The sequence below is a fragment of the Phycisphaerales bacterium genome, assembly GCA_040217175.1.
GTDB lineage: Bacteria > Planctomycetota > Phycisphaerae > Phycisphaerales > UBA1924 > JAHCJI01.
Map to the genome: position 1 here is coordinate 232,665 of JAVJNT010000001.1, position 14,127 is coordinate 246,791.

Here is a 14,127-nt window from a genome sequence, read left to right on the forward strand (position 1 = left end):
CAGTTCAGGTCGGCTCGAGCGCCTGCGCCCGGTTGATCCGCTCTCGATCGGCCTGTCGCAGGTCGAAGGATTCGTGGCTCGGCAAAACGAAGTTGTCCTTCGATACGTCGAAGCCCTCGGCCTCCACGATCGAAAGGTCGGGCGTCGAAGTGAGATCAACCGTGTCGGGCGGCTCTTCCGCGTCGATCACGCTTGATCCCTGGGCAGTCGCGCCGACGGCGTCGCTGAGGCCTTCGATGGGCAGCACACGCGGCCGGCACGGGTCGTCTGGCCGCCAGTTGCACACGACAGCGCGGCGCCGGTCGCTCAGCGTCACGACCGAGCCGGGCGTGTAGGCCGGCACACAGGCGACGAGTGCCTTGATCACCATTGGGTCGAAGCGCTTGCCGGTGTCGCCCAGCACCATTTCTCGCAGTGCCGCGACGGTCGAACGCCGAGTCTGGGGCACGGAGTCGGCACCGGGCGCGTCACCACTATCGCGCAGGCGATCGAACGCGTCGGCCACCGCGACGATACGCGCAAACGCGTGGATCTCCTTGCCCTCGAGCGGCACCGATCCGCCGCCGAGGAGCTTCCGCCGCGGGAAGCCCGAGCCGTCGTGGGCCTGGTGGTGGTGCAGCACGATGGCCGCCGCTGACGGGTCGACGCCGTCGCGCACCATGTCGAATCCGAGCTTGACGTGCCGCTGCCAGTTGGGATCGCCTTGGTCGTGCTCGCGATTCCACCGGCGGAGGGTCTCTGGCGGCAGGCGGAGCATGCCGACGTCGTGCAGCATGGCGCCGACGCCAAGCGACGTCACGTCCCGGGCGTGGTTCGGATGCAGGCGCGGACGCTCGGCAATGAGGTAGTCGCCTAGCTTCAGCCCCATCAGCACGCTCAGGAAGCACACCGAATTGGCATGACGGCCCTGCGGCGTGTCGGCGGTGGCGAGTTCTTCCAGGTAGTACGCCGCCGTCGGCGCGCGCACGAGTTGTTCGATCAGTCCGACGACGGCCCGCTTGTAGCTGGTGTAGTCCAGCCGAGCCACGGCATTGGAGGCGACCTCGTCAAGGGATGCGAGGACGTGCTGGCTCAGCTCGGCACGGGCCTGCATGATGGCCGGGCTGACGTACCGGCTCAGGAACGACATCCCCGGGTAGTGGATGTAGATCTCGCGCAGGTTGATCTCTCGCAGACGGGCAATGAGCCGGGCGTCAAGGGTGACGTCCGCCTTCAGGAGCACGGGGCCCCCGCGCTGCGGGTGGTACACCGGCATGGCAAGTCTCATGCCCTCACTGGCTTCGTGCATCGATACGCGCAGCATGGTCGATCTCCGAGTGTCGGCGAATACACCCGTTCCATCGGCTGCACGGACAATCCAGTTGGCCCTGGAAGGCCGACTTCTGGCCGGAAAGCCTTCGTTTTGCCTTGATGCTCGGTTATGGGGCTACAGCGTCATGACCAGGGTCACGTAGACCGCATAAACGGTCAAGAGCAAGCAGCCCTCGATCCGGCTCACGGTGAACCGCGTGACCATGATCGGCAGGAGCAGCAGCGTGAGCCCGAGCATGACCCACGCGTCCCTCTGGACGGCGATGTCGGGCACTTGCAGCTCCCCGATCAAGCCGCTGACGCCGACCACGCAGAGTATGTTGAAGATGTTGGACCCGAGCACGTTGCCCACCGCGAGGTCCGAGTGGCCCTTGAGGGCGGCCATGACGGTGGTGACGACCTCGGGCAACGACGTGCCGAATGCCACCATCGTCAGCCCGATCAGGAATGCGGGCACGCCCAGGGTAACCGCGAGGTCGGTGGCGCCCAGGACGGCGCGATCGGAGCCGATGACCATGCCGCCCAGCCCGATGGCAACCAGCACCAGGCTCATGGCCACGCCGTGCGGCGGCTTATCGCCTTCGTGCTCGTCCTCGGTCTCGATGACTAGAGCAGAGTCTTCCGGGCTCAGGTGCCGCGACGAGTACAGGGTCCACGCGATGAACGCTGCGAGACCGACCACGAGCAAGGTCGCGTCGACACGCGTGATCGACCCGCCAAAGAGCGTGGCGACCAGCGCAAGCGTCACGATGATGAGCAGTGGGACCTCGCGGCGGACCACGCCGCCCCGGACGCGAGCTGGCTTGATGATCGACGCGATGCCCAGCACCAGGCCGATGTTCGCGACGTTCGAGCCGATGACGGTGCCCACGATCAGGTCGCTCTGTCCCTTCAGCACGGCGCCGATGCCCGTTGCCAGCTCGGGCATGCTGGTACCAAAGGCCACGACCGTCAGGCCAATGATGAACGTGGGGACGCCCAGGCGTCGGGCTAGCGACACGGCCCCGCGAAGCATGATCTCTGCTCCGCCCACCAGCAGCGTGATGCCGAGCAGCAACCACAGGATCGAAACCAGGTTCTGCAAGGCGGCCGTGCTCCACGAGTGGCAATAGGGATAGCCCGATCGAGTCCGTCGATCGGTCCCGATGGTAGGAGAGTGGTCGTCGGGCTTCGGGCCGGCGGTCTCGCGTGCGGGTCAGCCCCCGTCGAGCGACAGCCACTCGGGCAGCACAGGAACGACCACGAGCGCGACCGGCCGAGCCGTGCCGTCTGGACCGAAGGTCGAGAGGACCGCCTTGCCAATGCTCGAACCGGTTGGAACGGGGCCGACCTCGTCGGCCGCTTGCTCCTTGTCGGCCACGGTGATCACCAACGCATGGCCGCGTGGGATGGAGCCGCGCAGCAACAAACGCTCGAACACCGGGCCGGCGTCGAGATCGCTCGGCGGGCCAGCGTCGAGGTCGAGCCGATCGGCAAGCCTTGCCGCGAAGGTGCGGGCAGAGCCCTCCGACCGCAGGTACTGCGGACACAACTCGAGGCGGAGCACCGGGCCGCTGATGCCCGGAGCAGGCCAGGCCCGGCCGATGAGCGCCATGCGGCCGGCTCCGAGGATGAGTGGTCCAGCATCGGTCTCGAGCCGCTGCGTTGAGAAGGGGACGCCCATAGCCATGTGCGACCAGGTGGTCGTGGCGCCCCACCAGACCCGCTCCAGTGGCCCCGGGACGCCCATCGCGTTGCGCAGGCTCGCGAGTTCGTCGATGGGCACGAGCGCGAAACGCATTCCGTTCTGCGTCCAGACCTGCACGGCCGCCGCGTCGAGGGCGTCGCGCGTGTTGGCGTACTGGTCGACTGCCTCGCGTCCGGGGCGATCGATCAGACCTTCCGACCTTGATGCCACGAACTGCTCGAACGTGTTGAGTGGGCCGTCCTCGGGTTCGGCGGGCGGACCCGCCTGGCTTGCCGTCGACACCACGAGCGGCCCGTCCGGGTCTTCTTCGGCACTGGCGATGCGTTCGGCCTCGATGGCCAGCCATTCGCCGTAGAGCGCTTCGAGTTGCGCGTTGCTCCGAGCCCGCTTCCACGACGTGGCGTCGAGCGCCCACGTGCGCAGCTCCATCCCATAGCCAGCCAGGCGCGTCACCGGCTCCTCGTCCACCGGAGGCGCATCGGGAATGCGGATCTGCTTCGCGCAGCCACCTCCGATCAGCCACGCCGAGCACGCGGTCGCTGCAAGCAACACGCGGGCGGCGCAGGCTGGTCGGGCTCGGGTCATCGGTGCGGCTTGAGAAGGTCAGGACGCGTCGAGCTGGTTGATCCGGTCGATGAGCTTGCGGACCAAGCCGAAGTCTCGCCTGGTGTGGGTGAAGCTGATGCGTGGGAGGTCGAGGAACTCGTCCTCATATTCGTGCGGCCCGCCCTGGCGGATCTGGCCTTCTTTAACCAGGCGGGCGAATTCGTCGTTGAGCGTCGCCAGGTGCTCGTCGCTCAGCCGGCGGCGGACGCGGATGATCAATTCGTCTCCGGCGTAGCGCGAGCTGTGGTAGTTGCGGTAGAAATCCAGCACGTGCTTGACGGCGTCGCGCGGGTTCCTGGCGTGGTAGTAGAGCGAGGTATCGTCTTCGCTGATCATCTGGCGGCTGAGCAGCGCGTTGCGGGCGAACGAATGGAACTCGTCCCAGTATCCGCCGCCCTGGCCCTCGAGCATGACGATGGGGGCCATGCCGCTCTTGCCGGTCTGGATGAGCGTGAGCGTCTCATAGGCCTCGTCCATGGTGCCAAAGCCGCCCGGAAAGAGCGCGACGGCCTGGGCCTGCGAGAGGAACATGAGCTTGCGCGTGAAGAAGTAGCGGAAGTGGATGAGCTTCTCGTCGCCGTGGATCACCGTGTTGGCGGTCGTCTCGAAGGGCAGACGGATCGCCACGCCGAAGCTCGCCGCCTTGCCCGGGCCCACGTGGCCGGCCTTCATGATGCCGTCGCCCGCGCCGGTGATGACCATCCAGCCCGCCTCGGCCATCTCCTTCGAGAACTCCACGCACGACTCGAAGTCGGGGTGGTCCTCGGGCGTTCGGGCCGAGCCGAAGATGGTGATCTTCTGCGCCTGCTCGTAGCGGCCGAAGACGCGGTAGGCGTACCGCAGTTCCTTCATCGCGGCGGTCAGCAGCTTCAACTCGCCGCGGTTGCGACCATCGGGCAGGAGCTTCAGGCCAGCGGCGACCAGTTCGGCAACCAGCTTGCGATCGAACGCCTGCGTCCCGTCGGGCGCGACCATGTCGACGAGTTCGTCGATCCGCTTGCCGATGGCCTGCCAGTCGGCGCGAGGGTTGGGGGTGCGGGCGTCGCTGGTCGTGGTGCGTTCGGTGCCTTCCTGCATGGGCCCATAGGGTAGCCGTGGGGACGGCTCGTACGAGGCCTCGATGGCTACCAGCCGCTGTCGGGTTCGCCGCGCTGTTGCGAGTACCGGCGCAGGCGTTCCTTCGACCACTCGTCGAAGTTCTGCCCGCCCTGGATCATGCGTCGCAGCCGATCGAGCGGCCCCACGAGCGCCTGGGGCTTGGGCGCCGGGGCGGGGTCGTCGAGCGTGCCCCGCAGGTCGACCGCGACGATCACGTCGCGCAGCGAGCGTACGAACGAGCGGAACGCGTTGTCGCGTGTCGGCCTGGTCGTGATGTTCATGTCGAGGGCGCCGCGCTCGAGATCGACCGTGCCCAACCCATCAAGGATGACCGAGTCGGAGCTCACCGCGAGCCGCGTGAACGTCAGCGTTCGGCCCTCGACGTAGAAGTCGCCATTCATCGCGTCGTAGGCGTCGGCCCCAAACTTCACGTTCATCGCTTCGACCGCGGCGCGAATGGCCAGGGGCAGCTCGACCGGCGACCCGCCACGGATGCGCATGGAGCCGCGGCCCCGGTACCGGTCGCGCTTGCCGATCTGGCCCTCTAGGCCCAGCGAGAGGTCGAGGTCTCCCGCCCCGCGGACGGCCTCGGGCTCGCGGTCCTGCAGCGCCGCGAGCACGCGTTCGGTGTAGAGACCCGAGCCTGCAAGGTCGAGTGCGTAGCGAGCACGCTCGCCCTCGTCCTCGGCAAGCGTCACCGTGCCGCGGCCGGCGACGCGCCCGCCGCCCGCCACCGCACGGACGACCGGCATGCGCACCACACCGTCGCGGCGCACGTCTGCCAGCAATTGCGCCTCGGTCACGTCCAAGCCCCAGCACGAGCCTTCGGCGGCCGACAGGTCGATGGCCGCCAGCAGCGTCGGGTGCTCGGTATCGCTCGCGATGGCGATGGCCGCTTGCCGCAGCACCGCGATCGGCCGCTCGTTCTCGCCCTCGGCATCATCTTCCGCTGCGCGGGTGCCCACGACGGCGTGCTGGACGCCGAGCAACGCGTCGGCCTCGATCCTCGCATCACGATCGGCCTGCGTGACGATGCGCAGCCGGCCTTCGTTGATCACCATCGAGCCCAGGCTCTCGGCATCCATCGCATCCAGCGACCGTCCGACGCCGGGCGGCAGGATTCCCATGATCGGTTCGGGCACGCCGTGCACGCGGCCGATGGCACCCTCGCTCTGACCAACTTCTCCGTCGAGGCCGACCTCGACCTCGCTCCGCAGCCCGCCCGCGGCACGCCAGTAGCCGTCGAGGGACACCCACCAGTCGTCGCCGCCCAGCACGAGCGAATCGATCTCGCCCTTGTATTCCGACTCCCCGCCGGGGCCGTCGGGGCTGGGCTTCATCTCTCGCCCCGACACGATGCCGCTGACCCAAGGCACGAAGTAGCGCTCACCGTCGCGCACGAGCGATGCGTCGTAGGGCGAGAGCTCGAACTCGCGGATGGGCGAGACGCCAGGGCCATCGCCCCCGTAGCCCTCGGTCTGGAGCGCGACGAACGCGTCGTACTCGCCATGGACGTCCCAGCGGTCGAGGAACGAGCCCTCGTCGCGCGCGTCGCGGTTGCTGGCGAGCCGCCGCAGCAGCTTTGACTCGAGCCTTCCCCCCTGGATCTCGATGTCGAGCGTCGTGGGGCGAGTCACCAGGCTGCCGCGTTCGCGGAGCGCATCGAGCGGGATCTCGCCGCGCAGCCGGACGCGGCCGATGGGCTCGCCGTCGAAGCTGCCCTCGCCCAGCATGCGGTCGAAGGTCACCATGGGCCCCTCGTCGCCCGTCGCCACGACGACCGATCCGCGGCCGGCGTCGAGCCCGAGGCGGCCGTCCAGCCAGTCGAACCGCAGGCCATCGACGCGAGAGATGCGCGCCTCGGCCGATACGTCCTCGCCGGCCTTTCGCACGCTGCTCGCCAGGTCCGCGAAGCCGCGGACGTCGAAGAGGTCGCGCGCGTCTGACAACGCCTCGGCAAGCTCGGGCGCGAATACCGCCACCGCGTCCTCGACGGGCGACTGCAGGTTCAGGTCGTCCGTCGTGACGACGGCGATCACGGAGTCGGTCTCGAAGCTTGCCCGCACGTTCGCGTCGACGCGACCGCCGAGCGATGCCTCGCCCGTCAGAGATCCGCGGAGCCCTTCGCCATCGACCCGGAACGAGCCGCCGACATCGTTAATGACCAGCGGCCTGCGTCGCTCGATCGCCCGTGGACTCAGCGTCGCCGATCGCGGCTGGATCTCGGCCCACCAGTCCAGGTCTCCCGCCGAGTCGCGCGTGACGCGCACCTGGGCGTCGATCTGTCCACTCGGGCCCAGGTCTTCGAGCAGGCGTCGCGGCCCGCCTGCTGCGCCGTCGCCGCGCGGAACGGCGGCGAGCAGCCCCGGATGGATCGGCACGCCCGCTGCCTCGATCGCAACGTCCACGGTCGTCGATCGATCGACGCTCTGTGGATCATCGATGGGTACCTCAACGACCACGCTAGCCGTCGCGTCGCCGCCGGCAAGCGTCGTCGCCCGTGCTTGTTCCGCGGCGATCCTGAGACTCCGGGGCTTGCCTTCCAAGATGGTGTCCCGCTCCGAAGGCAAGTCGATCGTCAGCAGCACGTCGCTGGCATGGATCGGCACCGGAAAAGCTTCGGGGAGCAGCCCGAACCGATCGCTGCGGACCTCGACGTGCACCGTCGTGCTGTTGTCGACGCCAGTCTGTCGATCCACCCGCACGTGCGCATCGGCAAGGCCACCCAACGCAAACGCCGGGGCGCGCCCGAGGACGCCCGGACGCCGGAGCAACCCTTGGTCGTATCGCTCGGCGAGCAGTTCTTCGTTCAGGATGATCTCTCGGATCTCCGGCGCGATCTCGTCGAGCACGTCGCGGAGTGATTGGTCGTATTGAACGCCAAATGCGCGTACGTCGACGTCGACGCCAGTAGCGACCTCATCGAGCGTGATGATGGTCGAGGCGACGACGGGCGCGCCGCCGGGCGTCGCACCACGTAGGCCCAGCAGGCTGATCGTGCCGTCGTCGATTTCGATCGAGCCGCTCACGCCTTGCACGGGATACGGAAAGTACTCGAAGCGCATCCCCGCATCGCGGATGGCGCCCCTGCCAATCACCTGCTGGCGCACGCCCCTCCCGTCGGCGACCTGCGACACACTGGCCGAGAGCGAGACCGTGCCCGTCGGTTCGAACAGGTCGAGCACCTGCGAGACCTTCTGTAGTACCGGAGCGGGGCGACCGAGCCAGGGGGCGTCGGTCGTAAATCGGTACGGCTCGATCGTGGCGACGTCGAACTCGTAGAGCGGCTCGCCATCGCCCAGCCAGAGGCGGACCTCGATGTCGACGTCGAGGTCTTCGATCGTGCTGCTCAGGTTGCCCTCGATCATGAGCGTCCGTCGGCCAACGCCCGGCTCACCTGGCTCGGGCGGCGCCTGCAGCGATCGCCAGGGAACGATCTTGCCCGAGTCGGGGGCCGGACGCTGTACGAGCCGGACCAGTCCGCTGCCGCTCGTGGGGATCAGCGGCTCGAGCGTGCCCTCCTCGTCGACCGGTACGGGCACGCGAATGTCCAGCCGGGCGTCGATATCGGTGTCCTCGGGGAACGGCGCCGGAAGCGCCGAGCCGGCGCGAACGTCGAGCACCAATTCGAGCACGTCGGTCGCTTCGTCGTAGCGCACTGTTGCCCCGCGCGTTCGACCGCCGATGCGCAGCTGCTCGTATGCCTCGCGTAGCTGCAACGGGATGGCCTCGGGCGGAAAGTCGGCCATGTCGATGCCGCCGAGCGTTCCCGAGAAGCCGCCGGGCCCGAGCTGCCCCTCGAAGCGCAACGGCTTGGCACTGTTGCAGCGCTTGGGGTCCTCGAACGCCGTGACATCAAAAACGCCCGGCGTCTCGCGTGAATTCCGCAGCGATGCCACGATCGGCAGCGTCCGAAGCTCGGTGATGTTGCCCTCGGCGTCGTGCTCGCCCAGCAGCACGCTGGCGTGGTGCACGATAATGCTCGGCAGCGGATCGCCGCCCGTGCCTCCCGCGGCCGGCGGCTCGACGGCCAGGATGTTCAGGTCAAATTCCTCGAACGGCTTCGTGAGGCGCACGGCCGCGTCGAACACCTCGACGCGGCGGACCAGCGGGCCGCCCCGCAGCCTGCCGCGCCAGCCGAGGAGGATGCGTCCCTGCCTGACGTGCAGGAACTTCGACGCCTCGCCCCTCGGGTCCGATGCCTCGACGGGCTCGGGCGTGCGGAACATCACGTCGCGGATGATGATGTCGCCGCCCAGGTCGAGCTTGAGCGAGCCGCCCTCGACGCGCACGCCGAGCTCGTGCGCCAGCTTGGGCCGCAGCACGACGCCGGCCGCCGGCGTCAGCAGCAGTCCACCGGCGATCACCCCGACCACGCCAATCACGATGATCAGCAGCACGAGCCGTACGAACCACCGGCGGCGCACCCATGAACGGGGCTTCTTCGCACTCTCGGCTTCGTCCGGATGCTCGGCCATGCGTGCTCCGTAGGATCGGCCTTCGCTACGACCGTCCTTCGACGATCTCGACCAGCCAGGCCGGCATGGGCGTCGGCCGGCCCGAGCCATCGACGCAGGCCAACTCGGTGGTCGCGGTGACCACCGGCCGATCGCCCGCGCGTCCCGCCTGACCATCGCCCGGCTCGACCACGTGAATGGCGTAGTCGTGCCGCAGTCGGGCCCGGCCGGCGATGCTGGCCCGGCAGGCGATGCGCAGCACGTCGTCGTACCGCGCAGGCCGCTTGTACGAGACCTCCAGCCGCGTTACGACCAGGAATACGCCCTCGGCCTCCATCTGGGCGTACGTTCGGCCGGCCGACCGCAACGCCTCGGTGCGGGCCATCTCCAGCCACGGCACGAAGCTCGCATGGTGGGCCACCCCCATCGGGTCGCACTCGCAGTATCGGACGCGCACCTCCGTCAGTTCGGCGGGGCCCTCCAGAACGGCATGGTCGGGGTTCGTTGCGGGCACGCGGCGAGTCTAGCGTTACCGTTTCCCGCACGAACGAGTTCGTGCTCGACCAAGGAGGCGTCGGCTCGCCGGATGGCCGAACCTGACACAAGCCAACCCAAAGCCACGCCGGGCGTCGTCGCGGCATCATCGGTCGAGGTGCGCCCACTCTTGGCAACCGACCCGATCGCGCCCATTACTGCGCTGCTGCACCGCTCGTACAAGGGCCAGCGCGACCGCGGCATGGATCCGCTGGCCGGACGCCAGTCGGTCGAGATCACCCGCCAGCGGTGCTACCGGGGGCAGACGTTCGTGGCGCTCCGGCCGGCTTCCGGCCCGCCCTCGTCCCGGTTCGCCGAACGGCTCTTGGGCGCCATCCTGTTCCAGGAACGAGAGGACGCGGCCTTCCCGCCCTGGTTCCTGCGGTCGGACGTCACGCACTTTTCTCAGTTCGCCGTCGATCCCTCGCTGCAGCGCGGCGGCGTTGGTTCGGCGCTCCTGTCGCGAGTGGAGCAGGAGACGCTGGCGATTGGCGCCCGCGAGCTCGCCCTCAGCATGGCCGAGCCCGACGTGCCGTTGCGCGAGTACTACGAGCGTCGCGGCTACCGCGTCGTGCAGACCTGGCAGTGGCCCTACACCAACTATCAGAGCCTGATCATGAGCAAGACCCTGCAAGCCGGGGAGGGCGGCTGATGCCCAGCGACCTGGGACGAGGCAGAGCGCTCGACGATGCACCGGGCGTGGTGGGGGTGACCAAGGACGAACTGGGCGGGCTGCCCGACGACCTGCTTTCGCGTCCTGATGCGGCCAGGGCCGACCCCTCGCGCTGGTTCGAGTGCCCCGAGCAGCCCCTGGAGATCGAGGTCGGCCCGGGCAAGGGCGGGTATCTCGTCGAAGCCGCGCGGGCACGGCCCGGGAGCAACTTCCTGGCCATCGAGCAGGACCCCGACGTCTACTTCTACACCGCCGACCGCGTGCGCCGGCACCGGGAGTCGGGCGTGCTCGCCAACGCCCGCGTGCTGCGTGGCGACGCGGTCGCCTTCCTGAAGTGGCGCGTGAGCGACGGCTGCGTGCGCACGCTCCACCTGTACTACTCCGACCCCTGGCCCAAGCGCAAGCACCACAAGAATCGCGTGCTGCAGGACGGCTTCCTGGTCGACTGCTGGCGCGTGCTCGAGCCCGGCGGCGAGCTGCGCCTGGCGACCGACCACGACGAGCTCTGGGCCTTCTACGAGCGGCAGTTTGAGGCCTGGTGCCGCGGCGTGCCCGAGGGGTTCGCCTCGGCGCCGTTCTCGCTCGGCGACCTGCCCAGGCTGCCCTCGGCGCCCGAGGGCGGACTCATCGGCAGCAACTTCGAGCGCAAGTTCAAGGAACTCGGCGCTACGCCGCGGGGCGCGATCTTGACGAAGATCGCGGACGCACGATGAGTCGCGCGGTCGTCCTCCTCAGCGGCGGGCTCGACAGTGCCACGTGCCTGGCCCTGGCGCGACGACAGGGACGCGAGTGCCACGCCCTGTCGTTCGACTACGGCCAGCGACACAAGATCGAGCTCGAGTGCGCCGAACAAGTGGCCCGCAGCCTCGGCGCCGCCTCCCACGTGGTCTACACGCTCGATGCCGCGCCGTTCGCGGGCTCGTCGCTGACGACCGGGGGAGACGTGCCCAAGGACCAGGCAGAGCCAGGAGCGGGCGAGATTCCCTCGACGTACGTGCCGGCGCGCAACCTCGTGTTCCTTTCGGTCGCGACGGCGTACGCCGAGACCCTCGACGCCGAGGAGGCGTGGATCGGCGTCAACGCGGTCGACTACTCGGGCTACCCCGACTGCCGGCCGGACTTCATCGAGGCCTTCGCGAAGGCGGCAACGCTGGCGACGCGCCGTGGCACGCAGGAAGCCAGCCCGCTGGCGATCCGCACGCCGCTGCTGACGCTCAGCAAGGCCGACATCGTGCGCGCCGGGATGGACGCAGGCGCCGACTTTGCGCTCACGACCTCGTGCTATGACCCGGGCCGAGACGAGCACGGCCCGCTGGCCTGCGGCCGGTGCGACGCGTGCATCCTTCGCCGTCGCGGATTCGAGGCCGCCGGCGTCGCCGACCCAACGAGGTACGCGTGAGCGACGCGAAGCTGCCCATCTCCGAGACGTTCGTGTCCATCCAGGGCGAGGGCAAGCTGACGGGCGTGCCGTCCTGGTTCGTCCGCGTCGCGGGCTGCAACCTGCGGTGCACGTGGTGCGATACCCCGTACGCAAGCTGGAATCCCGAGGGCGAGCAGCGCACGGTCAACGACCTGCTCGCCGAGTCGAGGGCCAACGGCGTTCGCCACGCCGTCTTGACCGGCGGCGAGCCGATGATCTTCGAGGGCATCGCCGACCTGGCGCGCGGCCTGGCGGACGTCGGCGTGCACGTCACCATCGAGACCGCGGGCACCGTGTACCTGCCGGTCCGCTGCGACCTGCTGAGCCTGAGCCCGAAGCTGGCCAACAGCACGCCGAAGGACGACCCGCGTGACCCGAGCGGCGCGCTGGCCGTCCGGCACGAGCAGCGACGCCTGAACTACGAGGCCCTGCACGCCCTGCTGGCCGACCATCCCGAGCGGCAGCTCAAGTTCGTGGTGTCCGCGCCGGGCGACCTTCCCGAGATCGAGTCGCTGCTGGCGATGCTGCCCGAGGTCGACGCCGGCGACGTGCTGCTCATGCCCGAGGGGGTCTCGACGCCCGATCCGGCCGGGCTCGGCTGGCTGATCGAGGCGTGCCTGGCCCGCGGCTGGCGGTACTGCCACCGCCTGCACATCGAGCTGTTCGGCGACCGCCGGGGCACGTAGGTGCCTCGGAAATACCAATCAAAGTCCGATCGACAGCAATGCGGAGCCTGCGCGTCCCAAATAGTGTGAACACGGGCCGGGCATGGCCAATAGTGTTCGTGTCGACCGATCAGGAGGTGCGCATGTCGATCAGGATGACCGTGCTCTGCGCCGCCGTCATGGTGGCGGTGACCGGGATTGCCGCATCGTTGCTTCCCAAGGACGCGGGAGCCGTGCAAGGCCGGGCAACGCCGTCTGGCCTCATTTTTGCCGACGACCCCGACCGGGGGACAGACCAGGCGCTGCCCGAGAAGGTGCGCGCCGACGTGGCGTTCGCCGGTAGCCTTAGCCGCGTGTTCCGACACGCTTCGCAGACCATCGAGCCATCGGTCATCCACATCCAGACCGCCCGCCAGGTGACCCGGCGCGTGCGCGACCGCTTCGGCCGCGTCGTCCGCCAGCAGGAGACGCTGCCGTCGGGCGTGGGCTCGGGCGTCATCGTGACCGCCGACGGCTACGCGCTGACCAACCACCACGTGATCCAGGGAGCCGACGAGGTCGTGGTCACGCTGGCCGACGGTCGCGAGGTCGCCGCCCAGATCATCGGCTCGGACCCGGGCACCGACCTGGCCGTGCTGCGGCTCGCCGCCGGCGACCTGACGCCCGCACGGATCGCCGACAGCGACGAGTTGCAGGTGGGCGATTGGGTGGTCGCGGTGGGCAGCCCCTTCGGCCTTGATCACACCGTGACGGCGGGCATCGTGAGCGCGAAGGGCCGCAGCGGCCTGGCGCCTCGCACCGCGTCGCGCGAGCGCATCGATCGCTTCGAGGAGTTCATCCAGACCGACGCGGCGATCAACCCCGGCAACAGCGGTGGACCGCTCGTGAATCTGCACGGCGAACTGGTTGGCATCAACTCGATGATCGCCTCGTCGGGCGGGGGCTCGGTGGGCATCGGCTTTGCCATCCCCAGCGCCATCGCCACCAGCGTCTTCGAGAACGTCCGCGAAACCGGTCAGCTCGAGCAGGGTTTCCTGGGCGTGAGCGACCTGGTCAACACGACCGACGTCGCCGCCGAGACCGGCCGGGAACTGCCCGTGGGCGTGTACGTGCAGACGGTCATCGAGAACGGACCAGCCGATCTCGCCGGCGTGCTGCCGGGCGACATCATCGTCTCGATCAACGGCCGCCAGACGGAAAACTTCAACCGCCTCCGCAATCTCGTGGGCCTCACCAGGCCAGGTACGCCGATCTCGCTCGAGATCATCCGCGAGGGCCAGGTATTGCGGCTGGAGGCGGAGGTAACGGGCAGCGACCAACTGGTCAGGCTTGCCCAGGCCGCGAGGAACGCCGAGTTGGAGCGCGCCCTCGACGAGCGGGCACGAGCGGTGGAGACGCTGGGCGTCGAGGGCCTGACGATCGACGAGACGATGCCGCTCAACCTGCCGGGCATGCCCGGGCAGGGCGTGTTCGTCATCGAAGTGAAGCCGCAGACGCCCGCGAGCGCCTTGGGCCTGAAGGCCGGCGACGTGATCCTGGCGATCGACGATCGCGAGGTGCGCACGGTCGAGCAGCTCATCGACGTCATGCAGCGGGCCGACCTCGAGACCGGCGTCCGCGTCGAGTACGCCAACGGCGGGCGGCGCAAGAGCGCCGTGGTCCGGCTGCGGAGCTGA

The 14,127-nt window shown here is 68.9% G+C and carries 11 protein-coding genes; 5 read left to right on the top strand and 6 right to left on the bottom strand.

The window, feature by feature from the left end; translation table 11 throughout:
* Nucleotides 1-4: 4 nt before the first annotated feature.
* The 6 genes from RIA68_00980 to RIA68_01005 form a co-directional block, all read right to left on the bottom strand.
* A complete protein-coding gene (locus RIA68_00980; GenBank protein ID MEQ8316004.1) occupies nt 5-1,303 on the bottom strand; it encodes an HD domain-containing protein in 1,299 nt (432 codons plus the stop codon).
* Nucleotides 1,304-1,426: 123 nt separating this feature from the next.
* Nucleotides 1,427-2,395: a calcium/sodium antiporter gene (locus RIA68_00985; protein MEQ8316005.1), complete on the bottom strand. Its 969-nt coding sequence runs from the start codon at nt 2,393-2,395 to the stop codon at nt 1,427-1,429.
* 111 nt (nt 2,396-2,506) lie between these two features.
* Nucleotides 2,507-3,583, bottom strand: a complete 1,077-nt coding sequence (locus RIA68_00990) for a hypothetical protein (protein MEQ8316006.1) — start codon at nt 3,581-3,583, stop codon at nt 2,507-2,509.
* Nucleotides 3,584-3,601: 18 nt separating this feature from the next.
* Nucleotides 3,602-4,681: an LOG family protein gene (locus tag RIA68_00995; GenBank protein ID MEQ8316007.1), complete on the bottom strand. Its 1,080-nt coding sequence runs from the start codon at nt 4,679-4,681 to the stop codon at nt 3,602-3,604.
* Nucleotides 4,682-4,728: 47 nt separating this feature from the next.
* Nucleotides 4,729-9,180, bottom strand: a complete 4,452-nt coding sequence (locus tag RIA68_01000; protein MEQ8316008.1) for an AsmA-like C-terminal region-containing protein — start codon at nt 9,178-9,180, stop codon at nt 4,729-4,731.
* Nucleotides 9,181-9,205: 25 nt separating this feature from the next.
* Entirely contained in the window at nt 9,206-9,673 is a 468-nt protein-coding gene (locus tag RIA68_01005; GenBank protein ID MEQ8316009.1) for a thioesterase family protein, read from the bottom strand.
* Between the two features lie 72 nt (nt 9,674-9,745).
* Between RIA68_01005 and RIA68_01010 the strand changes: the two genes are divergently transcribed.
* From RIA68_01010 to RIA68_01030, 5 genes are all read left to right on the top strand, one after another.
* Nucleotides 9,746-10,345, top strand: a complete 600-nt coding sequence (locus tag RIA68_01010; protein MEQ8316010.1) for a GNAT family N-acetyltransferase — start codon at nt 9,746-9,748, stop codon at nt 10,343-10,345.
* A complete protein-coding gene (locus RIA68_01015) occupies nt 10,345-11,079 on the top strand; it encodes a hypothetical protein (protein MEQ8316011.1) in 735 nt (244 codons plus the stop codon). Before RIA68_01010 ends, RIA68_01015 begins: the two co-directional genes overlap by 1 nt.
* Nucleotides 11,076-11,765, top strand: coding sequence for a 7-cyano-7-deazaguanine synthase QueC (queC, locus tag RIA68_01020; protein MEQ8316012.1), 690 nt, complete (start codon nt 11,076-11,078; stop codon nt 11,763-11,765). The genes RIA68_01015 and queC overlap by 4 nt, the downstream gene beginning before the upstream one ends.
* Nucleotides 11,762-12,472 carry a 7-carboxy-7-deazaguanine synthase QueE gene (locus RIA68_01025; protein ID MEQ8316013.1) on the top strand — a complete coding sequence of 237 codons (711 nt, stop codon included), beginning with the start codon at nt 11,762-11,764 and terminating at the stop codon, nt 12,470-12,472. The genes queC and RIA68_01025 overlap by 4 nt, the downstream gene beginning before the upstream one ends.
* 122 nt (nt 12,473-12,594) lie before the next feature.
* Nucleotides 12,595-14,127, top strand: a complete 1,533-nt coding sequence (locus tag RIA68_01030; GenBank protein ID MEQ8316014.1) for a trypsin-like peptidase domain-containing protein — start codon at nt 12,595-12,597, stop codon at nt 14,125-14,127.

Excerpts from the sequence above, each read along its gene's own strand:
- RIA68_00980 (MEQ8316004.1), bottom strand. The coding sequence starts at position 1,303 with ATGCTGCGCGTATCGATGCACGAAGCCAGTGAGGGCATGAGACTTGCC.
- RIA68_00990 (MEQ8316006.1), bottom strand. The coding sequence starts at position 3,583 with ATGACCCGAGCCCGACCAGCCTGCGCCGCCCGCGTGTTGCTTGCAGCG.
- RIA68_00995 (MEQ8316007.1), bottom strand. The coding sequence starts at position 4,681 with ATGCAGGAAGGCACCGAACGCACCACGACCAGCGACGCCCGCACCCCC.
- RIA68_01000 (MEQ8316008.1), bottom strand. The coding sequence starts at position 9,180 with ATGGCCGAGCATCCGGACGAAGCCGAGAGTGCGAAGAAGCCCCGTTCA.
- RIA68_01010 (MEQ8316010.1), top strand. The coding sequence starts at position 9,746 with ATGGCCGAACCTGACACAAGCCAACCCAAAGCCACGCCGGGCGTCGTC.
- RIA68_01015 (MEQ8316011.1), top strand. The coding sequence starts at position 10,345 with ATGCCCAGCGACCTGGGACGAGGCAGAGCGCTCGACGATGCACCGGGC.
- queC (MEQ8316012.1), top strand. The coding sequence starts at position 11,076 with ATGAGTCGCGCGGTCGTCCTCCTCAGCGGCGGGCTCGACAGTGCCACG.
- RIA68_01030 (MEQ8316014.1), top strand. The coding sequence starts at position 12,595 with ATGTCGATCAGGATGACCGTGCTCTGCGCCGCCGTCATGGTGGCGGTG.